The 24,973-nt window shown below is 52.2% G+C and carries 20 protein-coding genes; 10 read left to right on the plus strand and 10 right to left on the minus strand.

Annotation, left to right across the window (positions count from 1 at the left end):
* Positions 1-317: 317 nt before the first annotated feature.
* Positions 318-1,154 (minus strand): alpha/beta fold hydrolase, encoded by an 837-nt coding sequence (locus F3J40_RS18470; RefSeq protein ID WP_167017215.1) that lies wholly within the window; start codon positions 1,152-1,154, stop codon positions 318-320.
* A 267-nt stretch (positions 1,155-1,421) separates the two neighbouring features.
* Between F3J40_RS18470 and F3J40_RS18475 the strand changes: the two genes are divergently transcribed.
* Positions 1,422-2,408 carry a GlxA family transcriptional regulator gene (locus F3J40_RS18475; protein ID WP_167016907.1) on the plus strand — a complete coding sequence of 329 codons (987 nt, stop codon included), beginning with the start codon at positions 1,422-1,424 and terminating at the stop codon, positions 2,406-2,408.
* 177 nt (positions 2,409-2,585) lie between these two features.
* Here F3J40_RS18475 and pckA read toward each other — a convergent pair whose 3' ends face one another.
* Entirely contained in the window at positions 2,586-4,211 is a 1,626-nt protein-coding gene (pckA, locus tag F3J40_RS18480; protein WP_167016909.1) for a phosphoenolpyruvate carboxykinase (ATP), read from the minus strand.
* A 156-nt stretch (positions 4,212-4,367) separates the two neighbouring features.
* On the opposite strand from pckA, the gene F3J40_RS18485 reads away from it, so the two are divergent.
* Complete coding sequence (locus tag F3J40_RS18485) at positions 4,368-5,258, plus strand: LysR substrate-binding domain-containing protein (protein WP_167016911.1); 891 nt, start codon at positions 4,368-4,370, stop codon at positions 5,256-5,258.
* Positions 5,259-5,391: 133 nt separating this feature from the next.
* Here F3J40_RS18485 and F3J40_RS18490 read toward each other — a convergent pair whose 3' ends face one another.
* Genes F3J40_RS18490 through F3J40_RS18500 form a run of 3 tightly spaced genes read right to left on the minus strand, consistent with a single transcriptional unit; the run spans position 5,392 to position 6,807 of the window.
* Positions 5,392-6,102, minus strand: coding sequence for an ArsR/SmtB family transcription factor (locus F3J40_RS18490; protein WP_167016913.1), 711 nt, complete (start codon positions 6,100-6,102; stop codon positions 5,392-5,394).
* The gene (locus F3J40_RS18495) at positions 6,099-6,491 is read right to left on the minus strand and encodes an amino acid-binding protein (RefSeq protein ID WP_167016915.1); all 393 of its coding nucleotides are present in this window, start codon (positions 6,489-6,491) and stop codon (positions 6,099-6,101) included. Before F3J40_RS18495 ends, F3J40_RS18490 begins: the two co-directional genes overlap by 4 nt.
* Positions 6,484-6,807, minus strand: a complete 324-nt coding sequence (locus F3J40_RS18500; protein ID WP_167016917.1) for an antibiotic biosynthesis monooxygenase family protein — start codon at positions 6,805-6,807, stop codon at positions 6,484-6,486. The genes F3J40_RS18495 and F3J40_RS18500 overlap by 8 nt, the downstream gene beginning before the upstream one ends.
* Positions 6,808-7,133: 326 nt before the next feature.
* Between F3J40_RS18500 and F3J40_RS18505 the strand changes: the two genes are divergently transcribed.
* The 3 genes from F3J40_RS18505 (at position 7,134) to F3J40_RS18515 (ending at position 11,250) form a co-directional block, all read left to right on the plus strand.
* The gene (locus F3J40_RS18505) at positions 7,134-8,234 is read left to right on the plus strand and encodes a cis-3-hydroxy-L-proline dehydratase (RefSeq protein WP_167016919.1); all 1,101 of its coding nucleotides are present in this window, start codon (positions 7,134-7,136) and stop codon (positions 8,232-8,234) included.
* A gap of 65 nt (positions 8,235-8,299) precedes the next feature.
* Entirely contained in the window at positions 8,300-9,229 is a 930-nt protein-coding gene (locus F3J40_RS18510) for an ornithine cyclodeaminase family protein (RefSeq protein WP_167016921.1), read from the plus strand.
* 623 nt (positions 9,230-9,852) lie between these two features.
* The gene (locus F3J40_RS18515) at positions 9,853-11,250 is read left to right on the plus strand and encodes a hypothetical protein (RefSeq protein ID WP_167016923.1); all 1,398 of its coding nucleotides are present in this window, start codon (positions 9,853-9,855) and stop codon (positions 11,248-11,250) included.
* 525 nt (positions 11,251-11,775) lie between these two features.
* On the opposite strand, the gene araA is transcribed toward F3J40_RS18515, so the two are convergent.
* Together araA and F3J40_RS18525 are read right to left on the minus strand one after the other, a co-directional pair.
* Positions 11,776-13,278, minus strand: a complete 1,503-nt coding sequence (araA, locus tag F3J40_RS18520) for an L-arabinose isomerase (protein WP_167016925.1) — start codon at positions 13,276-13,278, stop codon at positions 11,776-11,778.
* Positions 13,275-14,975: a ribulokinase gene (locus F3J40_RS18525; RefSeq protein ID WP_167016927.1), complete on the minus strand. Its 1,701-nt coding sequence runs from the start codon at positions 14,973-14,975 to the stop codon at positions 13,275-13,277. Before F3J40_RS18525 ends, araA begins: the two co-directional genes overlap by 4 nt.
* Positions 14,976-15,330: 355 nt before the next feature.
* On the opposite strand from F3J40_RS18525, the gene F3J40_RS18530 reads away from it, so the two are divergent.
* From F3J40_RS18530 to F3J40_RS18550, 5 genes are all read left to right on the plus strand, one after another.
* On the plus strand, positions 15,331-16,314 hold the full coding sequence (locus F3J40_RS18530) for an arabinose ABC transporter substrate-binding protein (RefSeq protein ID WP_017346167.1): 984 nt from the start codon (positions 15,331-15,333) through the stop codon (positions 16,312-16,314).
* Between the two features lie 15 nt (positions 16,315-16,329).
* Positions 16,330-17,850: an L-arabinose ABC transporter ATP-binding protein AraG gene (gene araG / locus F3J40_RS18535; protein WP_167016928.1), complete on the plus strand. Its 1,521-nt coding sequence runs from the start codon at positions 16,330-16,332 to the stop codon at positions 17,848-17,850.
* Positions 17,851-17,864: 14 nt separating this feature from the next.
* Positions 17,865-18,854 carry an L-arabinose ABC transporter permease AraH gene (gene araH / locus F3J40_RS18540; RefSeq protein WP_167016930.1) on the plus strand — a complete coding sequence of 330 codons (990 nt, stop codon included), beginning with the start codon at positions 17,865-17,867 and terminating at the stop codon, positions 18,852-18,854.
* A gap of 44 nt (positions 18,855-18,898) precedes the next feature.
* The gene (araC, locus tag F3J40_RS18545) at positions 18,899-19,843 is read left to right on the plus strand and encodes an arabinose operon transcriptional regulator AraC (RefSeq protein ID WP_167016932.1); all 945 of its coding nucleotides are present in this window, start codon (positions 18,899-18,901) and stop codon (positions 19,841-19,843) included.
* Positions 19,844-19,918: 75 nt separating this feature from the next.
* The gene (locus F3J40_RS18550) at positions 19,919-20,959 is read left to right on the plus strand and encodes an oxidoreductase (protein ID WP_167016934.1); all 1,041 of its coding nucleotides are present in this window, start codon (positions 19,919-19,921) and stop codon (positions 20,957-20,959) included.
* Between the two features lie 84 nt (positions 20,960-21,043).
* On the opposite strand, the gene add is transcribed toward F3J40_RS18550, so the two are convergent.
* The 3 genes from add to manA form a co-directional block, all read right to left on the minus strand.
* Entirely contained in the window at positions 21,044-22,042 is a 999-nt protein-coding gene (gene add, locus F3J40_RS18555) for an adenosine deaminase (protein WP_167016936.1), read from the minus strand.
* A 148-nt stretch (positions 22,043-22,190) separates the two neighbouring features.
* A complete protein-coding gene (locus tag F3J40_RS18560; RefSeq protein ID WP_167016938.1) occupies positions 22,191-23,690 on the minus strand; it encodes a YdgA family protein in 1,500 nt (499 codons plus the stop codon).
* A 96-nt stretch (positions 23,691-23,786) separates the two neighbouring features.
* A complete protein-coding gene (gene manA / locus F3J40_RS18565; RefSeq protein WP_167016940.1) occupies positions 23,787-24,962 on the minus strand; it encodes a mannose-6-phosphate isomerase in 1,176 nt (391 codons plus the stop codon).
* Positions 24,963-24,973 lie beyond the last annotated feature (11 nt).

Below are 24,973 nucleotides of genomic sequence, written 5' to 3' on the forward strand. Positions count from 1 at the left end.
TCTGGATGGTGCGGGTTGGGTTCGTGCGTTTTAGTCTGGCCCGGAGCGGACTGTGTTCGTGCGTTTCAGTCTGGCCCGGTGCGGTCTGTATCCGTGCGTTCCAGTCGCAGATGGCGCGGTGCTGTCGGTGTTGGTGCGTTCCAGTCGCAGATGGCGGGGAGTGCCGTAAAGACGCCGTAAATCCGTCCCTGGAGGCTCTGCCGCCGCATCCATGCAGCGGAAGCTTTACTCTACTCCTCACCATCCCCGCCTTTATGTGAGTGATGTGCAGACCTTCGTCGGTGCGTTCCAGTCGTAGATGGCGCTTTTGGTATCCTTTAACCCCTGGCGAAAGCCAGCAAATCAGGATTAATTTTTTCAGGATGGGTCGCAAACATTCCATGCGGCAGACCCGGATAGGTTTTCAGGGTGCCATGCTTCAACAATTTAACTGATTTATGCGCGGAGTCATCGATTGGCACTATCTGGTCATCTTCACCATGCATCACCAACACCGGCACGGTGATGGCTTTCAGGTCTTCAGTAAAGTCAGTTTCTGAGAAGGCAGCTATACAGTCGTACTGCGCTTTAGCACCGCCAGCCATTCCCTGACGCCACCAGTTGTTTATCAAGCCCTGGATGACATTCGCGCCAGGGCGGTTGAAGCCATAAAAGGGTCCTGCTGGCACGTCGATATAAAATTGTGCGCGATTAGTTGCCAGAGCAGAACGGAAACCGTCAAATACTGATAACGGCAAGCCCTGCGGATTGGCGGGGGTTTTAAGCATGATTGGGGGGACAGCACCCATCAAAACAGCCTTAGCGACCCTGCCTTTCTCAGCATGAGCGACATAACGTGCCACTTCGCCACCGCCAGTAGAGTGGCCAATGTGAATGGCGTCCTTCAGATTCAGCGTCCTGGCGAGTTCAGCCACGTCTGCCGCATAAGTCGTCATATCGTTACCGGTATCGGTTTGATCGGAACGTCCGTGACCACGACGGTCATGGGCGATAACGCGATAACCTTCAGATAAGAAGAACAGCATCTGATTGTCCCAGTCGTCAGCACTTAACGGCCAGCCATGGTGAAACACGACAGGTTGTGCACTCTTTGGGCCCCAGTCTTTGTAAAAAATCCGGGTGCCATCTTTGGTCGTAATGATGCCGTTACTCATAGGGATATCTCCTGAAGGTAATGATAATAATGTTATCCCCTGGGCGAGGGAGGAGTGAGAAAGCCCAATACTTGCCGATAGCGTGCTGCCAAGAATTAACAGTTCACGCCTTGAAATATTGAACTTCTCAATTGCTGCGCCTGACATATGCGCTCCTTTACAATTTTTCAGGTCATCGTAGTGATGGCCTGTGGAACATATTGTCAGGCAATACCTGAGCAGATACACTTGTCATATATGACATTATAAGTGTTAAAAGTGACAAATATGAATTCTGCAAAAAGTACGATAGTCGCCGAGATTGGCCTGTTGATTTACCGGGACTGCCAACTCGCCGCAGTGTACGGGCTGACCGACATGTTCAGGATCGCTGCTGACTGGGCTATGAGCATTTCTGGAGAGGATCGCAAACTGGCGATCCGCGTTTCACACTGGCAGGTAAATGAAGAGGGCGATACGTTGGAATGTGTCTGGGATAGCCATCCAGATGAATCCCACCGGATAAGTTATCTGATTGTGCCGCCAAGTCTGGTGATGCCAGCACGGATGACCTCCATGAAGGTGCCTGCTGACTGGATGAGTACGCTTTATAACCAAGGTGTCACGCTGTGTTCCGTTTGTGCAGGCGCATTTGTTCTGGCCGAAACCGGGTTAATTAATCGCCGCCGGGCAACAACGCACTGGGCCTTTGCGCAAACATTAGCCGATCGTTTTCCAGAGATAGACGTTGTAGCTGAAAAAATGGTTATTGACGATGGCGATATTATTACCGCCGGTGGCATTCTTGCCTGGATAGATCTGGGGCTAACGTTGATAGAGAAAATATCAGGAACCAGCACAATGCTTGCCACTGCCCGCTTTTTGCTGGTCGATCCTCCCAGACGTGAACAAAGTCCCTATGCCGTATTTATCCCTAATTTTGAACATGGCGACAGCAAGATTTTGCTTGTCCAGCATCACTTGCATGCCTGCTATTCCGAACAGCACAGCATTGAAACGATGGCTGAACGGGTGTCCTTGTCACCCCGGACTTTTCTCCGTCATTTCCAGAAAGCGACGGGATTAAGGCCGACGGATTACTTGCAACAGGTCAGGATAATGAAAGCGCGGGATGCACTGGAGCTTACAGCTCGTCCTGTCGATGTGATCGCGTGGGAAGTGGGATACACCGACGCTTCTGCCTTCCGCAAGATCTTCCGCAAAATTGTGGGCGTGACACCTGGCCAGCATCGGCAACGTTTTAGCACTGAATAATTGGGTGCGCTTGTTTCTCATTTTCCGGGATGAGGTGGAAAAGCGGCATGGGTGTGACCGACGATAAAAATAAAAAACGCTGCCCGGCGTTTATGCGCAGGGCAGCGTCAGATCTGTCAGATATCAGCGCGTTATTTTCGGCGACAGCGTGTTACCGTTTCACACTCTGGTTCAGGCTTACTGCCCTAACTTCGGGCCTGCCTGAGCAATGCGCGCACCGGCTTCGTTACCGCTGTACTGTTGGAAGTTATTGATAAATAGTTGAGCCAGTTTCTCGGCAGCTTCGTGCCACTGTGCCGGGGTTTCCCAGCCGTTGCGTGGATCAAGGGTATTCACGTTCACGCCAGCAATTTCTTGCGGAATAGCGAGGCCAAATATCGGCAAGGTTTCCTCGCGCAACGCACCGGTTTCCCCTTCGAGGATGGCATTGACGATCTGACGCGTATCCTTCAGTGACAGGCGCTCACCTTTGCCATTCCAGCCCGTATTCACCAACCACACTTCCGCGCCGCTCTGAGCGACTTTCTCCTGCAGCACATCGGCATACTGCGTTGGGTGCAGCATCAGGAACGCTGCGCCATAGCAGGCAGAGAACGTTGGCGTCGGCGCTGTAATGCCGCGCTCGGTGCCAGCCAGTTTCGAGGTAAAACCAGACAGGAAGTGATACTGCATCTGTTCCGGCGTCAAGCGAGAAACTGGTGGGAGCACCCCGAAGCCATCCGCCGCGAGGAAGATGATGCGAGAAGGAGCTCCGGCACGAGAAACCGGCAACACGATATTTTCGATATGTGACAGCGGATAGGAGACACGGGTGTTCTCGGTTTTGCTGCCATCGGCATAATCTACGCTGCCATCTTCTCTGACCACGACGTTTTCCAGCAGCGCGTTACGGCGGATTGCGCCATAAATTTCCGGTTCGGACTCCGCTTTCAGATTAATGGTTTTCGCATAGCAGCCGCCTTCAAAGTTAAATACGCCGTCTGCATCCCAACCGTGTTCATCATCGCCAATCAGCTGACGACGTGGATCGGTCGACAGTGTGGTTTTACCGGTGCCGGAGAGGCCGAAGAACAGCGCCACGTCACCTTGTTCACCGCGGTTTGCCGAGCAGTGCATTGAAGCGATACCCTTCAGCGGCAGCAGGTAGTTCATCACTGAGAACATCCCTTTTTTCATCTCGCCACCGTACCAGGTACCCCCGATCAGCTGAATATTTTCAGTCAGGTTGAAGGCAACAAAAGTCTCAGAGTTTAACCCTTGCTCCTGCCATTGCGGATTCACGCAACCCGCGCCGTTAATGACGGTGAAGTCCGGGGTAAAGTTTGCCAGCTCATCGGCAGTTGGTGCGATGAACATATTTTTGACAAAGTGCGCCTGCCACGCCACCTCAGTGACAAAGCGTACCGCCAGGCGGGTATCAGCACTCGCGCCACACCAGGCATCAACGATATAAAGCGCTTTTTCCGACAGGTGATCGGCAACCAGCGTTTTCAGCTGCGCCCACACCTCAACGGACATCGGTTTGTTATCGTTGCGACCCTGACCTGCATCGGACCACCACAGGGTATCTCGGGTCACATCGTCGCGAACGATGTACTTATCACGCGGAGAACGGCCAGTGAACTCACCGGTATCAACGGTCACCGCGCCTGAAGTGGTCAGAATACCGCGCGCCGGGCCTTTGAGATCGGCTGCGGTTTCATGTTCGAAGAGCAGTTCATAACTCGGGTTGTAAACGATCTCGCTGACATCGTTGATGCCAAGGCTGGAGAGATGTTGCATGACAGATGTAATTGCGCTCATAGAATACCTTGAATCATTGCATGTATGGCGAGGCGGCAGTCACCGACCCGATTGATAAGCGGATATTAGCACTGGCTTTTTGATGCAGAAATTGCATATAAATCATTTGTCATGTAAAAATTGCATAGAAATGGGGGCTGTAATCGGAGCAAAGAAATGCTAAGTAATCTCGAAGTGAAGTGGTTTTATGATGTGATTGCTCTGGAAGAGTGTCGTAGCTTTACGCTGGCGGCAGAAAAAAGGAATATTTCGCAGTCCTCGTTCAGCAGAAGGATTCAGGCACTGGAATCTAACCTGGGTTTCAGCGTCTTCAATCGTGAAGTGAATCCTCCGCAATTGACGCCACAGGGCAGGATATTTGTCGGCTATGCCAGAAATATGATCGACGATCTGGACTTCCAAATCAGCCGCATCAAGGGTGAGGATAAGCTGAAGCAGAGCATCCGCATTGATGCCGCGCCTTCACTTTCTGTCCTGCTTCTGCCCGATATCTTAGCGGATTACCGTGACAGCCCGGATAAAGTGTTCTTTGTTGAATCGATTAACGTCAATGATGCCGTGTTTAATCTCAAGGAGGGGAAAAGTGATTTTATCCTGTCCTTTTATAATGAAGAACTGATGAATTACCCGTTTATTCACCATAAAATCTTCGACTCTGCTTTGCACCTGGTCTCACCCTGTGATCAACGCGGCAAGCCCCTCTACTCGATAAATGGCGAGAGGCTGCCGTTGGTTAAATATGCCAACGACAGCTATATGGGGCGTCAGGTCAACCAGGTCATTGATCGCATACCGAACACCACATTTATGCTCACCTTTGTCTCCTCCATGAGCGAATTGCTGAAACGCATGATACTGAAAGGCGATGCTGTTGGCTGGTTGCCTAATTACTCGATTCAGACTGAGCTGGAAGAGAGAAGGCTGGCGGTCATGGATTACAGCCTTTCGCTGAAGATTTCGGCTTATGTTTACCGCTCCGGTGCCCGTTTAAATCTCACGGCGGAACGATTCTGGCAGTATGTGAAGGGGCGAAATATTGAGTCTTAATCGAACAGCATTATGTCCCAGGTGGGTTTGATCGGGCCAAATCATTCACTAGCCCGTTAAGTTATTTTCATATTCTTTGATAAAAGAATATGAAAAGTGAGGGCAGCTTAAATCTTTTGATTAAAGCAACCGATCAGGTGACTTTCAGCTCAAAAAGCCGATACATTGCGGCCTTGCCTGAATCGGTTACGTTCACTTCACGATATCCCGGTGTACGCGTTATCCACCCTTTTTGCAGGAAAAGCGTAAGCAGTGCCGAGCCAGCATCACCGCCAAGGTGAAAACGTCGTTCACTCCAGTCCAGACAGGGGCAACAGGGCTTGCGGCGCGTGCGGGCGTTAAGTAAAACGCCCATTCTTTCAAAATGCATTTTGCCGACGGATGTCAGCTTCGAGCCATCTGCTGTGAGCCATTTTTCCCGCAGCATAAACGCATAAATACTGACAGCCAGTTCACCCGCCAGATGGTCATAGCAGGTGCGAGCGTAACGAAGATAGACCGGCGTACTTGAAGCGAGGGTCTTGTGAACACGCATGGAAACGCCCATCAAGTTTTCCAGCAATCCCGCAATATGATGGCCCGCCAGGCTGTAATACCGATGCCTTCCCTGCGTCAGGCAAATGATCAGCCCATTGCTGAGAAGCCGGTTTAGATGTCCGCTGGTGGTCGAGGCTGCTATGTCAGCCACTACGCTGAGTTCGGTGGCTGTCCATGCGCTCCCGTCCATCAGAGCGCACAGGATACTGACCCTTGACGGGTCAGACAGAGCAGAAGCGACCATGGCCATTGATGTTTCAAGCGCGTCATCCGGCTCATTGCCGCACTGTTTTTTAGCGGGTTTCATTCAGAAGGTATAGCCCATTTTTGGGTGACTTCAGCAGCCCGAAGATCATCATCTGTGATGAGAATCAGCCGGTTGCGGTGGTCGCTGTACTGTACCAGAATATTAATGCCGTTCCGGGCAATTGTGTCAGCGATTTCTCCTAACTCACCCGGCCGTTCCTGAGGTAACTTTCTTACCAGGGGACGACACAGGTTGTAGATTTCAAAACCGGCTTCAGCCAGCACCCGGCGAGCTTTTTCACCATCTTCTACCAGAAAGTGCGCATGTCCGGCCTCAGGGGTTGTGAATACACCACCGCCTTCAAGTCCCACTCCATTTTCGCCCAGCACTCTGCCCAGAGTACCCAGTGAACCCGGGCTGTTTTGGAGAATAACGTGAATGTCATACATGCTGATGTGTTCCTTGATCCGAAGAGTAATCACGGAATACGTTGGCTACCCGTATTCTGTAGAATGAAAAAATCGACTGTCTGCCTTCATTCTGCGCGGCCTGATGTATCACATTTTGCTTCCATCCGGCTACCGACGCTTCATCCTCCCACCATGACAGGGAAAGCATTTTTCCGGGCGTAGTCAGGCTCTGGTAACGCTCAATCGAAATAAACCCCGGCGTGTGGGATAAGAGAGGCTTCAGCTCCGAAGCAAGCTGAAGATATCGTTCCTGAGCTTCTGGCAAGGCATCTGCCTCAAAAAGTACTGCAATCATGTTCAGCTCCATCAATGAATTTCGGGCAGTTTAATGAGGGAGGAGGGATGTTGCTTCGGCGGATACCGAAGTATGCATGTGGATGGGGGAAGCTATCGCCATGGCTTAGCGACAATCAGACCTCGAGTGTATTTTGCCATAGCGTTTTGTGTGATATGGGGCGACGCTTAATTTTTCTGGTAATGGGTGGGTTGCCGCCTGATGCTGAACTGAAAGCATATTATGCCCTGCCTGAATGTACCGATAGCTGTCCTGAATATCCAATTTATACACGAAATATACAACTATAGTGAGGCCTCTAAACCACAATCCTGAGGGCCCTCACGATGAAAATAGTAAAAATCTCCATTCACCAAATCGACCTGACGCTGAAGGACACTTATAGCTGGTCTAATCAGAGTTATGACGTTTTTGACAGCACGGTCATATTGATTGAAACAGACAGCGGCTTGACGGGCACAGGAGAAATCTGTCCGCTTGGGCCGTCATACTTACCCGCTTACGCAGAAGACGCTCGGGCTGGCCTGTATCTGCTCGCTAAAGGGTTGATAGGCGAAGATCCTCTTCAGTTGGGTAAAATAAACCAGAAGATGGATGCGTTGTTGAAGGGACATCCTTATGTTAAGTCGGCCATCGATATGGCCTGCTGGGATTTACTCGGTAAGGCTACAAGTCAGCCTGTCTACAATCTACTGGGCGGACGGCTACAGGAAAAAGTAACGCTGTTCAAAGTGGTGAGCCGCCAGGAACCGGATGCGATGGCGGCGAAACTCAGGGAATATCAGCAGCAAGGGTTCCGCCAGTTTCAGATGAAAGTCGGCGCTAATGCCAGTGAGGATATTGACCGTATTTTTGCCGTCAGCGAGATGCTTGATTCCGGCAACGTACTGGCCGCTGATGCCAATACCGGCTGGAAGCAGCATGAGGCGGTGCGCGTGGTTAAAGCCATCAGGGGCGTGGATATTTACATTGAGCAGCCTTGTCTGAGTTATGAGGAGTGTCTGGCGGTACGCAGACACAGCGATCATCCGTTTATTCTTGATGAATGCATGGATGACTTGCGCGTGTTACTGCGTGGATATCAGGACAGCGCGATGGATGTTGTTAATCTCAAGGTCAGCCGTATTGGCGGCCTGACTAAAGCACGTCAGTTCCGCGATTTGTGCGTCTCTCTCGGCATTAACCTGACGATTGAGGATTCCTGGGGCGGGGAAATTGCCACCGCAGCGCTGAATCATCTTGCACACTCAACGCCGCGCGAATGTCATTTCCAGTCCTCGGCGTTTCATGAGTACCACCGCATTAAAATTGCGGACGGCGGCCCGCGCATTGAGAACGGCTACATGATTGCTTCCGACGAGCCTGGTCTCGGTGTGATGCCAGATATGAACGTACTGGGCGATGCGGTTGCCATCATTACCCAATAACTTAATCGTGACCGGAGAAGGTGAAGCGTGTCAGCTGCACGGATTCCGGTTAATGCGGAGAATCCATGTGCTTTATATCTGAAACTGAAATCTGTCAGAACCTTAGCTGGGACAACGCGATTAGCGCCTTGCATCAGGGGCACCTCGGAGACCGCCCGGTTGGTGGGCAGTTCTTCGCCGGAGATGCACAGTTTGGCCTTTTCAGTCGCGGTGTTATTTTACCCGGCTACGGTGCAGGCATTAAGCTTGCCTCCATTTATCCAGAGAATGTACTGAAATCTCCACCACTGCCTGCTGAACACGCCGCCTTTGTTGTATTTGATGCGTTAACTCAAGAAATCACTGCCATTCTGGATGGCCCGGCCATTACGCGCTACAAAACGGCGGCAGATTCTGCACTGGCGGCGAAATTTCTCAGCAGAGAGGACAGTAAAGTCCTGCTGGTTATCGGGGCAGGGCCAATAGCACAGGCACTTGCACACGCCTATCTGCACGTCAGACCGACCCTGGAAAAAATCATTTTGTGGAACCGTTCACCACAGAAACTGGGACCGTTAATCACCTCGCTTCAAGATACAGGCAGGGAGGTGAGCCTTGCCAGTGACCTCGATTCAGCCGTGCGACAGGCGGATATCATCACTTCAGCAACCAGCGCGATCGCTCCGTTGATCGAGGGACGCTGGGTGCAACCCGGTACTCACATCGACCTTGTCGGCGGTTTTCGTGAAGATATGCAAGAAGCGGATGCCAGTGTAATGCAGAAAGCACGAATATTCGTTGATGACCGCGAGGCGGCCTTACGATCCGGTGACCTTTTTATCCCGCTTCGCGATGGTTATATAAGCCAGGAACATATCGATGACGACCTTTTTGGTCTCTGCCAGACCGAAAATATTCAGCGCAGGAAGGAAGATATTACGGTATTTAAAAATGCGGGCGGTGCGCATCTGGATCTCCTGATAAGTCAGGAGGTCATCAGGAATTTAAGTCTTTAATATTAGAGGCTAGGTGTTCTATTCATTACGGAAATGCCGCCTTAAGGATAATAGTTTTCCTCAGGCGGCTCTTAATGTTATTTCCTGCATGATATCGCCAGGATGTTCGACTAAGCCTGACCACGCTTTCAGCAATGAATAAATTTAGGTAGACCTTGTTAATCGATGGTGAGCGGGCTTCACGTTGCTTGCGAGGTGAAGAAGAGATTTCCTGGGAATTTGTGGCAACAGCTTGCTGTAAACATTTAGAGCGTGTTGATCAAAACATTCAACGACAGGCACGAAACTAAACACGGTAGCTACGAGGCCATATGAATTTTCAGCATCACAGAATGCCTTTAAAGTGTCGAAGAGGTCCTGGCAAGGCAAAGCCTTAGCGCGGAGATATGCCGGGAATACGGAAAATAGCCTGTTTCAAGCCTGTTTTTTGAACAGCGATGACGGGCCATTGTGAGCGGTAGCAGACTTTTTTAATACGAACATGGTTTCTTATACCAACTATATTGGCAACGGTTTCCATAAATACTAATTTTTTTGGAACGTTTTTTTGAAATAGGTATTCAACTTCTTTTCTTAATGATACACTTTGATCTTGACAACATTAATTCTAATTGATTGGTATAATGGTAATGGATCATGCTCCCTCTATTGAATTGGATGAAAATAATACTGAAATTGGTGCTACAGAATCTGAACGTTATCTTTCAAAATTAGCGAGAAAAACCTTTCTTAACTTCTGGAGCTATTCGAATCCATATACAGATGAAAATAAAGGAAGTGAGCTATGCGACTTTATGGTTGTTTTCGGGAACGATATCCTTCTCTTCTCTGATAAACACTGTAAATATCCAGAAATAAAAAGTAATGAAACAGCATGGTACAGATGGTACAGAAGTGCAATTAATAAATCTGTAAGGCAGTTGTCAGGTGCTGCTTCGTTTATTAAAAAATTCCCAAATAGAATATTCATTGATCCAGAATGCACAAAGCCATTTCCAATACCGATACCTCCATCAGAAAAATTAAAGATACATTTAATTGCAGTAACACGAGGTTCTGCTGAAGCTTGTGCAAAATATTTTGGTGGTGGGAGTTCTAGTAGTTTAGTTATCAATACGGAAATTGAAGAAAAAGGCCATAAAGAAAATCCATTCATGATAGGGTGGCCTTTGGGAAGAAATAAGTTTGTGCATGTATTGGATGAGCTGACACTAGATATTTTACTTAAAGAATTAGATACGGCTTCAGATTTTGTTAATTACTTGACCAAGAAAGAAAAATATTTGAGCGCAAAAGATACTGATTTCTTCATATGCGGTGAAGAAGAATTGCTTGCACATTATCTTATGCACCCACTGGAGGACCATCAAGGTTTTTCATTCCCTCCTTTGCCCACCAACAATAAAAGGGTGTTTATTGAAGAAGGTGCTTGGAGAAATTTTTGTGGAAGCGATGCATACTCTTCTTGGAAAAAATTCAATGAAATTAGTTATGAGTGGGATCGTTTAATAGAAAGTCAGATTTCACATATTAAACAAGATAGTGCTGCTGTTTTAAAAAACAGTGACGTATTGATTAATGATATTCAAGCCCACGAATTAGTTTTAAGGTCGATGGCAGATGAAGGTCGAGCTACAAGGCAAGTACTTGCCTCTAATTACCACCAAATACGAAATAATAAAACCACAGATAAAAGGATTGTCAGAACGATAATAATACCTAATCGCCCCAATCGAGCCTATATTCTGCTAATTTTAAAATTTGATCACGAAGTGGAATATTACGAATATCGTGATATAAGGAGAGCATTATTAGTTGGTTTTTGTCGAGCTTGCCGATTGAGAGTTGAAGGGATTGATGAAGTGATTGGGATTGCATCAGAACAGTTTGATTGTTCATTGATAACTCAGGATTTTATACGTATGAATTTTGAGGGGGAACTAACACAAGAGGAAAAAGAGAATGAAGTTGAGGCATTGAGATCCGCGGGAATTTGGAAGGAGAGCTGGACTTGTATTTAATAATTAATCATGAAGAAACTACAAATTCATCACAACTATACATTCAGCGTCCGCTCCTGGCACACAGCGGACGATTATTTTGCAGAATGTCATCTGGAACCCCACAACGAAGCTCGATCTTCTTGCAGCGATGATATGGCTTGAGGGGCAGCCAAGGGGGGTATGATAGCGAGAGCGTCACCGCCATGGACGGCGGTGTCGATCGGCAGGAGCCAGGTTCCCGAGTGGTCATACCCCCCTTGGTTGACCTTGCCTCCCAACCTATAACAACATGACTTCCAGACTCCAGACTCCAGACTCCAGACTCCAGACTCCAGACTCCAGACTCCAGACTCCAGACTCCAGACTCCAGACTCCAGACTCCAGACTCCAGACTCCAAACTCCAAAGCCAAAAGCCGCGATCTCCATCCCGCCCCCACAACCTCGCCAAATCTTGCCCTGAAAAAACCCGCACGATAACAACAAAAAAGCCAACCTCATCAGGTTGGCTTTTCACACAGCACGGATCACACATCACCCGGCATTTAACGTTGCAAACGATAGTAAGCCTCGTTCCAGTGTAACTGATCTTTAAATGCCGCCAGTCGGGTTTCGGCATCAATCACGACGACTTCAATACCGTGCATCTCGCCGTATAAATACATATCTTCCAGCGTTAATGCCTGGCTAAACACTGTGTGGTGCGCGCCACCGGCCAGAATCCATGCTTCGGATGCCACGGCCAGGGAAGGTTGCGCACGCCACAATGCCCGAGCCACTGGCAACTGCGGCAGGGCGTGGGGCTGTTCCACGGTATCGACGACGTTAACCAGCAAACGGAAACGGTCACCCAAATCGATCAGCGAAGCATTAATGGCAGGGCCGGCAGGGGCGGAAAAAATCAACCGTGCCGGATCGGCTTTGCCGCCAATGCCGAGAAACTGCACATCCAGCAACGGCTTCTCCTCTTTGGCAATGGAAGGGCACACTTCTAACATATGCGAGCCCAACACCAAATCGTTGCCGGGGGCAAAATGATAGGTGTAATCCTCCATAAACGACGTGCCGCCATGGCGATCGCCCGCCAGCACCTTAAAAATGTGCAACAGTGCAGCGGTCTTCCAGTCACCTTCACCGGCAAAACCATACCCCTGTTGCATCAGACGCTGCACCGCCAGGCCGGGTAGCTGTGCTATTCCATGTAACGTCTGGAAATTACTGGTAAACGCCTGGCACCCTTCATGGTCGAGAAACTGCTTCAGACCCAGCTCGATACGCGCGGCATCCAGCACATTCTGCCGCTTAGCGCCGCCAACTGCCGCATCGGCACTAAAACGATACTGACTCTCATACTCATCGAGCAACGCATTCACCGCGCCATCGCTCACGCCATTAATCACTTCCGCCAGATCCCCCACGCCCCAGCCATTCACGGCGTAACCAAACTGGATCTGCGCTGCGACCTTATCGCCCTCGGTCACGGCCACTTCACGCATGTTATCGCCAAAGCGCGCCACCTTCAGCCGCTGACTGGCGCGCTTAGCCTGAGCGGCACGTATCCAGTCAGCCACGCGTCGATGGGTGGCTAAATCCTGCCAGTGGCCAGTCACCACACTGTGCTGCAACCCCATTCTGGCACCGATAAAGCCAAACTCGCGGCCACCGTGCGCCGTCTGATTCAGGTTCATAAAATCCATATCCATGCTGTCCCACGGGATCTCAGCATTGAACTGGGTATGAAGCTGCAACAACGGTTTTTGCAACACCTTCAGTCCCGCGATCCACATCTTCGCAGGGGAAAACGTATGCAGCCAGACGATCACGCCAGCACAATCCTCATCGTAACTGGCGGCACGACAAAAGGCGTAAGCTTCATCTGGCGTCTTCACTAACGGCTTTAAGGTCAGTGGCAACGGCAGTGCTGCCTGCTGATTCAAACCCTGAACCACCTGTTGCGCATGTTGCTCCACCTGGCGCAGGGTCTCCGCGCCATACAAATGCTGCGTCCCAATCACAAACCACACCTGGGCATTTTTCTCGACGATCATCTATCACTCCTTACCTGAGCAGAAAGGGCATCGGGTGCGTACTGCGGTTCCAGCACGGCACACCACTGTTCATAGCGTTGATAAAGTTGTTGGTAGCGCGCAACGCGCTGCGGATCGGGTTGCAGACTGTGCTCGACCGGACTTGCCATCGAATGCTGTGCGGCAGACACATCGTCGAACACCCCGGCGGCGACGGCGGCGAAAATGGCCGCCCCCAGGGCACAGCACTCATCGGAAGCCACAATATCGAGCGGGCGCTGCATCACGTCCGCGCAGGCTTGCATAATCGCCGGGGACTTGCGGGCAATGCCGCCAATGGCAAGCACGCTCTGAACCGGAATGTCTTGCTGTTCAAAACAGTGCATGATGGCGCGTGCGCCAAAAGCGGTGGCGGCGATCAGCCCGCCAAACAGGGCGGGTGCATCCGTCCCGAGATTGAGATTCCCGATCACCCCTTGTAAACGCTGATTGGCAAAAGGCGTGCGCCGCCCGTTAAACCAGTCCAGCACTAATGGGAGATTGCCAAGCTGGGGATCGGCCACCCAGGCCGCGGTCAACTGCGATAACAATGACTGCTGTAGAACGGCCAGCTGGGGTTCCAGTTCCGGCTGCTGCTGAGCCGCCTGTTGCAGTGGCCAGCTAAGTAAACGTCCAAACCAGGCATAAATATCTCCGAAGGCAGACTGGCCCGCTTCAAGACCGATGCTGCCGGGCACCACGCTGCCATCCACCTGCCCACAAATCCCTTTGATGGCGCGAGCGCCCACCCGCTGTGGATCGGCAATCAAAATGTCACAGGTAGATGTGCCGATCACTTTCACCAACGTATAGGGCTGCGCACCTGCGCCAACCGCGCCCATGTGGCAGTCAAATGCACCCCCGGCAATGGCGATACCTACAGGTAAATTGAGACGCTCGGCCCAGGCCGCGCTGAGCTGTCCCACAGGCCGGTCGGCAGTGGAAGTGTGTTGAAACAGGGGAACGTCTAACTGTTGTGTCAGCAGCGGATCGAGTGCGCGCAGGAAATCAGCATCGGGCAGTCCTCCCCAACTGGCGTGCCACAGCGCTTTGTGCCCGGCGGCACAGCGGCTGCGCTGTAAAAGCGATGGTGCGGTGGTATCGCTCAACAAAGCCGGAACCCAGTCACACAGTTCCACCCAGGACACGGCGGCCTCACGCACGGCGGCATCGGCACGTGTAATGTGCAGAATCTTGGCCCAAAACCACTCGGAAGAGTAAACCCCGCCAACAAACTGGCTGTAATCGCGAAAACGTCCGCTGTGACACAGGGCGGTGATCGCTTCCGCCTCCTCAATGGCGGTGTGGTCCTTCCACAACACAAACATGGCGTTGGGATTGGTGGCAAACTCCGGCCGCAGAGCCAGCACGGTGCCGCTGGCGTCAATGGGGGCCGGGGTTGATCCCGTGCTGTCGACGCCGATGCCTACAATGGATTTTCGCTGCTCAACCGTTAAGGCCGCACTGAGCTGGCTCACTGCGGCGGTCATGGCTTCAATGTAATCCTGTGGATGATGGCGAAAGCGATTTGTATGAGGATCGCAAAACTGCCCCTGTTGCCAGCGCGGGTAATTCACCACCGTCTTATGCAGTTCACTGCCGCTGGCGCATTCCACCGCCAGCGCGCGTACCGAGTCACTGCCAAAATCCAGCCCAATCGTTATGGCATCAACACGCATCGAAACTCTCCTGATCAGTTAGCTGTTTTCATCCTGCGAGAAGGCGATTGATCAGGGTTAGCCGTTGCTGGCTGACAATATGTACGAATCGGCTATCGATAGCAGAATCGTGATCCATAGCAAAGTGAAGCGAAGGTTAACTCTGCTGAATGTATGGACGATTCAGTCATCGTTTTGAGATGTGATAGCGCTCTCTATCTTTGTGCATTTTTCCCGCTAAATAATAGCCACAAGAAGCAGGTCAATAGTGGGGTTTTTGGTTAACTCACTGTTTTTAAATCTACATGGTTGAAATCAATATTGATGGTAGCGCTTACACTGTGCGGGCCGAAAGGCGCGAAACCCGGAGAACAATATGCATAAATTAGCTAAAACATTTGCGGCGCTGAGCCTTGCGGCGCTTATGTCACATTCTGCTATCGCTGAGACCCTCAAGCTGGGTTTTTTGGTTAAACAGCCAGAAGAACCCTGGTTCCAGACCGAATGGAAATTTGCCGATAAAGCAGGGAAAGACCTGGGGTTTGAGGTGATTAAAATCGCGGTGCCGGACGGTGAGAAAACCCTGAATGCAATCGACAGCCTGGCCGCAAGTGGGGCAAAAGGGTTTGTTATCTGTACCCCCGATCCGAAGCTGGGCTCGGCGATTGCCGCCAAAGCACGGGGTTACGGCCTGAAAGTGATTGCGGTAGACGATCAGTTTGTCACCGCGAAAGGTAAACCCATGGACAGCGTACCCCTGGTGATGATGGCCGCGACGAAAATCGGTGAGCGTCAAGGCCAGGAACTCTACAAAGAGATGCAAAAACGCGGCTGGGATGTGAAGCAAACCGGGGTCATGACCATTACGGCAGATGAACTGGATACCGCTCGCCGCCGTACCAGCGGCGCGATGGATGCGCTGAAAAGTGCGGGCTTCCCGGCGGCACAGATTTATCAGGTACCGACCAAATCCAATGACATTCCCGGCGCATTCGATGCCGGTAACTCACTGCTGGTGCAGCACCCTGAAGTGAAACACTGGCTGATTGTCGGCATGAACGATAACACCGTACTGGGCGGTGTGCGTGCCACCGAAGGGCAGGGATTTAAGGCCCCGGATGTGATTGGCATTGGCATCAACGGGGTGGATGCGGTCAGCGAACTCTCGAAAGGCCAGCCCACCGGCTTTTATGGATCGTTACTGCCAAGTCCTGATGTTCACGGCTACAAAAGCAGCCAGATGCTCTATGACTGGGTGACCAAAGGCACTGAACCGCCGAAGTTTACGGAAGTCACCGATGTGGTGTTGATCACCCGTGACAACTTCAAAACTGAGCTGGCGAAAAAAGGGCTGATGTAACGGCAGGAGATAACCATGGACAGCAACAGCGCGTACCTGAGTTTTCACGGCATCAGTAAAACGTTCCCGGGCGTAAAAGCGTTGCAGGAGATCACCTTCTCCTGTAACGCCGGCCAGGTACATGCCCTGATGGGCGAAAACGGAGCCGGGAAATCGACTCTGCTCAAGATCCTCAGCGGCAGCTATCAGCCCAGCGCGGGCGAGATTCGTCTGGAAGGGAAGGCGGTTAATTTTACCCACACGGTAGATGCCCTGAATGCGGGCGTGGCGATCATCTATCAGGAGCTGCATCTGGTCCCGGAGATGAGCGTGGCGGAGAACATCTGTCTTGGTCAGGTGCCACATCGGTTTGGCCTGGTGAATCGCAGCCTGTTACGCGATCGGGCCTTGCAGCAACTGAACAAGCTAGGCATGGCGATAGATCCCGATATGCCGCTGAAATATTTGTCATTAGGCCAGTGGCAAATGGTGGAGATCGCGAAAGCGCTGGCGCGGGATGCTCGTGTGATTGCTTTTGATGAGCCAACCAGTTCGCTGTCAGCACGGGAAATCGAACACCTGTTTCGGGTGATACGACAGTTGCGCGCTGAGGGGCGGGTGGTCCTGTACGTCTCGCACCGCATGGAGGAGATTTTTGCCCTCAGCGATGCCATCACCGTCTTTAAAGATGGCCGCTACGTGCGCACCTTCACCGATATCGCACGTACGCGCCAGGACGATCTGGTGGCGGCGATGGTAGGGCGCAACCTGGGCGATATCTATGGCTATACCCCCCGACCGCAGGGAGAAGTCCGTCTGACGCTGGAACAGGTTCAGGCGAAAGGCGTACGTGAGCCCATCTCACTCACCGTGCGCCGTGGGGAAATTGTGGGCTTGTTCGGCCTGGTGGGGGCAGGCCGCACCGAGTTGTTAAAGGGGATCTATGGCGCGACCACCCTGCGTGGCGGCCAGATAAAACTGGACGGCCAACCGTTGCGCATCCAGCAACCCATGGATGCGATTCGCGCAGGCATCATGCTGTGCCCGGAAGATCGCAAAGCGGAAGGTATCATTCCACTGCATTCGGTGCGGGATAACATCAACATCAGCGCCCGGCGGCATAATCTGCACGCGGGCTGCCTAATCAAATCTGACTGGGAAGCCCATAACGCCCAGCACCATATTCAGGCGCTCAACATTAAAACTCCCCACGCACATCAGCCGATCATGCATTTGTCCGGTGGCAACCAGCAGAAGGCGATACTGGGCCGCTGGCTATCGGAAGAGATGAAAGTGATTTTGCTGGATGAGCCGACGCGCGGCATCGACGTAGGGGCAAAACATGAAATCTATCAGCTGATCTATCAACTGGCGCAGCGCGGTATTGCGGTGCTATTTGCCTCCAGCGACCTGCCCGAGGTGATCGGGCTGGCTGATCGGGTGGTGGTGATGTGTGAAGGTGCAATTGCGGGCGAAGTCAGCCATGCCAATGCCCATGAACAGCAGATTTTGCGTCTGGCTATGCCAGTGACTCACGCCCGGACAGCCGAGGCATGAAAGAGGAGAACTCAATGTCTTCAACCACAACGCAGCAGGGCGCACAGCCCGTTGCTCGCAGCAGTATCGCCTTTGGCCGCATCTGGGATAACTTTGGCATGTTGGTGGTCTTCGCGCTGTTGTTTATCGTCTGTGCGATTTTTGTCCCTAATTTTGCCAGTTTGATCAATATGAAAGGGCTGGGCCTGGCGATGTCAATGTCTGGCATGGTGGCCTGCGGCATGCTGTTTTGCCTGGCCTCTGGCGATTTTGACCTGTCAGTGGCGTCGGTCATTGCCTGTGCCGGTGTCGTCACGTCTGTGGTCATCAATATGACTGAAAGCCTGTGGCTGGGGGTGATCGCCGGTTTAGCACTGGGTGTGGTCACCGGTTTTATCAATGGGTTTGTCATTGCCCGACTGAAAATCAATGCTCTGATCACCACGCTGGCGACCATGCAAATTGTGCGCGGCCTTGCCTATATCTTCTCTGACGGCAAAGCCGTAGGCATTGAGGACGAACGCTTCTTTACGTTGGGGTTTGCCAGTTGGTTAGGCATTCCTGCGCCGGTCTGGTTAACGATTATCACCCTCGGGCTATTCGGTTTTCTGCTGAATAAAACCACGTTTGGCCGTAACACCTTATCCATTGGTGGGAATGAAGAGGCCTCACGCCTGGCGGGCGTACCGGTGGTCCGTACCCGCATCATCATCTTTATGCTCTCGGGACTGGTCTCTGCGGCGGCGGGCATTATCCTCGCTTCCCGCATGACCAGTGGTCAGCCCATGACCTCTTTAGGTTATGAACTGGTGGTGATCTCCGCTTGCGTGTTGGGCGGTGTCTCACTAAAAGGCGGTATCGGTAAGATCTCGTACGTTATTGCAGGCGTGTTGATTTTAGGGACGGTTGAGAATGCGATGAATTTGTTGAATATTTCGCCCTTCTCACAGTATGTCGTGCGCGGTTTGATACTGTTAGCTGCGGTGATTTTTGACCGCTACAAGCAAAAACATAAGGCAGTCTGATGTAAGAATAAAGGTTGATGTGCAGTCAAAAACAGGGGTAAAGCATGATGCACCAGCGTAGTCCTTCAGACATTCAGAGCAATCCGCTACTCCCAGGCTACCCGTTTAATGCCTGGCTGGTGGCGGGCCTGACCCCGGTTACGGCCTCTGGCGCGTTAGATTTTTTTATCGATCGTCCATTAGGCATGAAAGGTTACATCCTGAATCTCACCATCAAAGGGCGCGGGCAGGTTTTCAAGGGAGCAGAAATGTTCCACTGCGAGCCAGGGGATATGCTGCTGTTTGAACCAGAAACCCCCCATTATTATGGCCGGGCGCATAACTGCACCAGTTGGTTCCACCGCTGGATCTATTTCCGCCCGCGTTCCTACTGGATCGACTGGCTGAGCTGGGAAGATAAAGTGCAGGGCGTGGGCAGACTGCGGCTGACCGAGGAGCACCTGGCTGAATTCGACAAGATCTTCAGCCACATTGAGGAAGCGAACAATTCCGGGCGTCGCTTTGCCGAAGAGGTGGCGATGAATCTGCTGGAGCGGCTGTTGCTGCGCGCGGTAGAGGAAGATCCACGCAGCCGCGAGAAAATCCGTGACCCGCGCGTGATTGAAGCGTGCCAGTACATTAACCGCCATCTGGCCAGCGATGACAAAATTGAAGATATCGCCAGCCACGTTTGCCTGTCACCCTCGCGTTTGACACATCTGTTTAGCGAGCAAATGGGCATTAATTTGCTGCGCTGGCGTGAAGAGCAGCGCATTATTCGCGCCCGGTTACTGTTGCAAACCACTAAGGAGTCTGTCGCCGGTATTGGACGGGAAGTGGGCTACGACGATCAGCTCTATTTTTCCCGTATTTTTCGCAAACGGGTGGGCGTTAGTCCGAGCGAGTATCGGCGACAGAGCCTTGAAGGCGAAGAAACCGCAGACAATGTAGAGACCACTGACGAGGTCGGAGAAGAGGTGACAGAAGAGCCAATCCGTGCGTTATCCTGAAAATGGGGGGATTCCCGCTTGTGATAATATCCAGGCCTTGCTTAAATTCCCGGTGTACATACAACAGGAGCGCACATGAGCGATAAACTTCGGGTGGGTCTGGTTGGCTATGGCTTTGCCAGTAAAACATTTCATGCCCCACTGATTGCAGGCACGCCAGAGCTGGAGTTGGCTGTCGTCTCCAGTAGTGATGCGACTAAAGTGCATGCTGACTGGCCGCAGGTGCAGGTCGTTAGTGAGCCGCAGGTGCTGTTTGACGATCCTTCGCTGGATCTGATCGTGATTCCAACACCCAACGATACCCATTTCCCCCTGGCCAAGGCCGCGCTGAATGCCGGCAAGCACGTGGTGGTGGATAAACCGTTCACCGTGACACTGTCACAAGCGCGCGAGCTGGATGCATTAGCCAGAAGTAAAGGTCTGCTGCTTTCCGTGTTCCACAACCGCCGCTGGGACAGCGATTTCCTGACGCTGAAAGACCTGATTGCCAGCGGAAAGCTGGGTGAGGTGCGCTATTTTGAATCGCATTTTGACCGTTATCGCCCTGAAGTGCGCCAACGCTGGCGCGAGATGAAAGGCGCAGGTAGCGGCATCTGGTTTGACTTGGCTCCGCATCTCATTGATCAGGCACTGCAACTGTTTGGCCCGCCAGTCTCGATCACTGCCGATTTAGCAGAATTGCGTGCGGGTTCCCAGGCCACCGATTACTTCCATGCCACGCTAACCTATCCGCAACGCCGGATCGTGCTGCACGGCAGCATGCTGGTGGCGGCCGAGTCGGCGCGTTATCAGGTTCATGGCACCCTGGGAAGTTACGTGAAGTATGGTCTTGATCCTCAGGAAGATGCGTTGAAATCCGGTGCGCGTCCGCCGCAAGAGGAGTGGGGCTATGATATGCGTGATGGCACGCTCACCCAGGCCGATGGCGCGGAGATGAAGGAAGAGAGCTATCTGACCATTCCTGGTAATTACCCGGCTTACTACGCCGGTATCCGTGATGCCATTTTGGGACGTGGTGAAAACCCCGTCACGGCAGAGCAAGCCATTCAGGTGATGGAGCTGATTGAGCTGGGTGTGCAATCGTCAGAAAAACGACAGACCCTGTCGTTGAAATAGTCGTTTTTCAGTTGGTCTTAAAAATGAAAACAGCGCCGGGGTTTTGCCCAGGCGCTGTTTTTTTTATTACTGAAACAACGGTGTTTATCCGGCGACTTTGTTGCGCAACGCCTGTTTCTCTGCGGCACTCAGGTAGGCAATCGCCAGACCATTCTCCTGCGCCTGACGAATTTGCGTAGCGCTCAGCCCGGCAGCTGGCGCGGCGACTTCATACTCATGCGCCAGTTCAATGCCCTGAACCGCAGGATCATCGGTGTTGATGGTGGCGAGAATACCGTGTTCAAGGAAGGCCTTGAGCGGATGGGTTGCCAATGACGCCACGGTGCTGGTCTGGATGTTTGAAGTCAGGCAGGACTCAATACCAATGCCGTTTTCAGCCAGGTAGTCCATCAGCGCAGGATCTTCAATCGCTTTGACCCCGTGGCCGATACGGCCCGCGCCCAGTTCTCGGATGGCCTGCCAGATGCTTTGCGGACCTGCCGCTTCACCGGCATGTACCGTAATGTGGAAGCCGGCATCGCGCGCGCGCGCGAAATGGTTGACGAATTGGCTGCCTGGGAAGCCCAGTTCATCGCCCGCCAGATCGATTGCGGTAATGTGATCGCGGTGGGCAAGGAAGCCTTCCAGCTCGCGCAGGCAGGCTTCTTCGCCAAAGGTGCGGCTCATGATGCCGGTTAAACGCACTTCTACGTCATGCTGCTGACGGCCAGCACGAATACCGTCAATAACCGCTTCTACCACGCCGGCAATCGGCAGGTTGTGGGTCATGGCCATATAGCCTGGAGAGAAACGCAATTCGGTGTAGTGGATGCCAGCACGGGCGGCATCTTCCACGTTTTCCTGTGCAATACGACGGCAAGCATCGAGATTGCCCAACACTTTAACGCCCCAGTCCAGCTTACTCAGGAAGCTAACCAGATCCGGTTCATTCTCCGTGACCTGAACGTGTGGGCGCAGTCCTTCCAGCGTATCGGCGGGCAGTGCCAGATTGAACGCACGGCCTAAGTCTAAAATGGTGGCAGCACGGATATTGCCATCAAGATGGCGATGGATATCTGTCAGGGGTAGGCGGGGATCGATCATTGTGCACTCGCTTGGTTATCAGGAAGTGCAGAGAAGTATAAAAACATCTTGCGCATCTACGCCAGCCATTTGCGCAACTTCGTGTGCGGATGCTGGATTATTGTGCGCTTAATGCAAAAAGGGTACCTTGCGGTACCCTTAGAGGGTATTACTGCGGCATGCCTTCGTTGGTCGGAACGCCCAACATGTAACGTGACATAAACTGTGCAAGCGTCATTTTGTCACCGTTCATCGTGACCTGACCGTTGGCGTATTGCAGGTTAGTGGTGATGTTGTCATCTTTTTGCTGCGTCAGGCGGAACATCTGACCCATTGCGGCCAGGCCTTTCACCTGCTGATCTGCCATTTTCTGCGCATCGTCAGCATTATAGCCTTCTGCCAGACCCACCTGATGCATCACCTCGGTGGCCATTGGCATATTGATGTTCAGTTTGGCATCCAGTGTTTTCAGCACCCGATCAACCACCGCAGAGAGGTCTGTGGCTTCGCCGGTCACTGTCGCAGGATCGTTGAAGTTGGCGTTCAGCGTAAAGCTGCTTTCACCTTTGCTGTTTTTCCAGGTAAATGGCGCAATACTGACGCTCGGTGAGCCTTTCAGCAGCACCGGCAGGTTTTGTAACAGCATCGCACGGACATCTTCCTGATAACGTACCGGATCATCCGCCAGACCTTGCTGTTTCAGTAAGTCCTGCAACTGCGCGTTGTAGTTATCTGAGAAGGTCTTCATGGCTTGTCCGTCGACGTTAGCCACGGTCAGTTTCAGCTGTGACTCACCAAAATCATGCTGCTGCAGCAGGATTTTGCCAATACCGTAATCGATGGTTCCGCCGATTTTGTTCTCTTTGCTGTCGAACGACGAGGTGATTTTAAAATCATTCAGCGTCAGGGTTTCCTGGCCGTTTACCGTCACAGCGGTTTTATCCAGCGATAACGACTGGTCACCAATCCTCACGCCTTCCGGGCTGAGGTAGGTATTGCCATCCATTTTGAGGTTATTCACCGTATACAGGATCGGCTGATTATCTTCATTCTTCACGGTCACAGCCAGGTTTGGCAGATTCAGATCGAAATCAACCTTGTCACCTTTGCTGTCTGAACCCAGGGTGAATTCCCCACCCGAAGAGGCAAACCGCTCGCCGGTCTGCGCGTTTTGATAATCCAGCGCCAGTAAGTTGACCACAGTATGGTTGGCACCGGCATACCCTACGCGGGTATCTGCAACCAGCGGGGTTTTGTTGTCTGTCAGGTCGAACAGTTTTTTCACCGCATCGGTGTTGGTCAGTTCGCTGTGAACCGCAGCAAGGCTGGGGATCAAATTAAAATGCTTGAGCTGCAGCAACGGGAAAGGACCGTGGTCGATAGTTTCATCCAGGACGATCGACTGGCCGGGTTTTAACCAGCCGTTATCTGCGGTTTGCGCGGTCGCCTGAATCACCACTTTGGCGTGACTCGAGAAGATGCCACGCTGGTAATCCTGATAAGTCAGCGTCAGCGTGCTGGCTGGGCCCCAGCTTTGCAGACGCGCATTGGCTTGCTGCACCAGTTCGTCTTTATGGCTCTCAAGCTGCTTTCCGGTAAACCAGGCCGCACCCGTCCAGAGAACGCCGAGGGCGACAATCACACCTACCGCTATATTGCTTTTTTTCATTACAGAGTCGTCCTTATCCATGTGTACGCTTACGCCGCCAGCGCAATATTATAATCGTTTGAAATAATAGCAGTTGATCCCGACGGCGTCAGCCTGTCAGCGCAACTCGTTATACACCCGAGCCAGCCGACCACGCCCGTGCACAAGGATTTGTGGGCTATCTGCCGGTATAAAACCAGACTCGCCTGCCTGCAAAATCAAGCGTTCACTGCCGCTGGTCAGCTGCGCCTCACCTTCGATGCAGAACACGATGGTGGCGCTGGGGACGGGCAGTGGCTGAGGTTCAGATTGCAGTGTCTCGATGGAGAAGGCGAAGTCATCAACCGGGATGGCATATTGCACTCTGTGATCCTGCCGTATCGGCTGGGTGAGCAGGGTATTGGCCGGGCTGGGCTGGAAGCGAACGTTGGCTAGCAGCTCCGGTACATCAATGTGCTTGGGTGTCAGTCCGGCGCGCAGTACGTTGTCTGAATTCGCCATTACCTCCAGAGCCACACCGTGTAGGTAGGCATGCGGTGTCTCCGCATAGAGAAACATTGCCTCGCCAGGCTGCAAGGTGACGACATTTAATAACAGTGGGGTAAACAGGCCGCCATCATCGGGATAATCCACCGCGATGGCCTCAATGGTTCGCCATGGCTCTCCCGGCTTTTCTTTGCACAGGTCCAGCAGGGTGCGGATAGAACGGCTTTTCACTTCACCCTCAAGCGAAATCAGGGTGGTGAACATCTGACGTAGGTGTGGCTCATCCGGGGAGCTCAGGTAGTCAGCAATAACCTGATGCACATCAGCCAGCGGCGTGAGAAGAGCAACGCACTCAGCGGTGGCACGAAAGCCATTAATCGCCTGGAATGGGGTCAACGCGTAAACTAATTCAGGTTTGTGGTTGGCGTCTTTGTAGTTACGCTGCGGTGCATCAAGTGGAATACCGGCCTGATTTTCCTGCTGGAAACCGGCAACCGCAGCGGATTTACTCGGGTGGACCTGAATGGAGAGCGGATGGGCGGCGCTAAGTACTTTGAACAAAAACGGCAGTTCACCGAAGCGCTCAGCGACAGCGGAACCTAATCGGGTTGTCACATCCGCTGCAATCCATTCCCTCAGGGAATGTTTAGTGCCATTTGTATCAATAAAAGAAGGGCTTTTAGGATGGGCTCCCATCCACAGTTCGGCCATTGGTCGCTGCTGAGGATCGGTGATTCCATACAATTCTGTCAGCGCGTTAGGGCTTCCCCATGCGTAATTTTGCAGCGAATTCTCTAATCTAAACATGCTCAAACGGA

This window comes from Candidatus Pantoea multigeneris, assembly GCF_011752615.1.
GTDB lineage: Bacteria > Pseudomonadota > Gammaproteobacteria > Enterobacterales > Enterobacteriaceae > Pantoea > Pantoea multigeneris.

Bases quoted from the DNA above. Each gene is read 5' to 3' on its own strand.
- F3J40_RS18550 (WP_167016934.1), top strand. From the start codon at position 19,919: ATGAGCGATAAACTTCGGGTGGGTCTGGTTGGCTATGGCTTTGCCAGT.
- F3J40_RS18560 (WP_167016938.1), bottom strand. From the start codon at position 23,690: ATGAAAAAAAGCAATATAGCGGTAGGTGTGATTGTCGCCCTCGGCGTT.
- F3J40_RS18490 (WP_167016913.1), bottom strand. From the start codon at position 6,102: ATGAAACCCGCTAAAAAACAGTGCGGCAATGAGCCGGATGACGCGCTT.
- F3J40_RS18495 (WP_167016915.1), bottom strand. From the start codon at position 6,491: ATGTATGACATTCACGTTATTCTCCAAAACAGCCCGGGTTCACTGGGT.
- F3J40_RS18485 (WP_167016911.1), top strand. From the start codon at position 4,368: ATGCTAAGTAATCTCGAAGTGAAGTGGTTTTATGATGTGATTGCTCTG.
- F3J40_RS18525 (WP_167016927.1), bottom strand. From the start codon at position 14,975: ATGCGTGTTGATGCCATAACGATTGGGCTGGATTTTGGCAGTGACTCG.
- araA (WP_167016925.1), bottom strand. From the start codon at position 13,278: ATGATCGTCGAGAAAAATGCCCAGGTGTGGTTTGTGATTGGGACGCAG.
- F3J40_RS18505 (WP_167016919.1), top strand. From the start codon at position 7,134: ATGAAAATAGTAAAAATCTCCATTCACCAAATCGACCTGACGCTGAAG.
- F3J40_RS18500 (WP_167016917.1), bottom strand. From the start codon at position 6,807: ATGATTGCAGTACTTTTTGAGGCAGATGCCTTGCCAGAAGCTCAGGAA.
- F3J40_RS18470 (WP_167017215.1), bottom strand. From the start codon at position 1,154: ATGAGTAACGGCATCATTACGACCAAAGATGGCACCCGGATTTTTTAC.
- araH (WP_167016930.1), top strand. From the start codon at position 17,865: ATGTCTTCAACCACAACGCAGCAGGGCGCACAGCCCGTTGCTCGCAGC.
- F3J40_RS18530 (WP_017346167.1), top strand. From the start codon at position 15,331: ATGCATAAATTAGCTAAAACATTTGCGGCGCTGAGCCTTGCGGCGCTT.
- araG (WP_167016928.1), top strand. From the start codon at position 16,330: ATGGACAGCAACAGCGCGTACCTGAGTTTTCACGGCATCAGTAAAACG.
- F3J40_RS18515 (WP_167016923.1), top strand. From the start codon at position 9,853: ATGGTAATGGATCATGCTCCCTCTATTGAATTGGATGAAAATAATACT.
- pckA (WP_167016909.1), bottom strand. From the start codon at position 4,211: ATGAGCGCAATTACATCTGTCATGCAACATCTCTCCAGCCTTGGCATC.
- F3J40_RS18475 (WP_167016907.1), top strand. From the start codon at position 1,422: ATGAATTCTGCAAAAAGTACGATAGTCGCCGAGATTGGCCTGTTGATT.
- manA (WP_167016940.1), bottom strand. From the start codon at position 24,962: ATGTTTAGATTAGAGAATTCGCTGCAAAATTACGCATGGGGAAGCCCT.
- add (WP_167016936.1), bottom strand. From the start codon at position 22,042: ATGATCGATCCCCGCCTACCCCTGACAGATATCCATCGCCATCTTGAT.
- araC (WP_167016932.1), top strand. From the start codon at position 18,899: ATGATGCACCAGCGTAGTCCTTCAGACATTCAGAGCAATCCGCTACTC.
- F3J40_RS18510 (WP_167016921.1), top strand. From the start codon at position 8,300: ATGTGCTTTATATCTGAAACTGAAATCTGTCAGAACCTTAGCTGGGAC.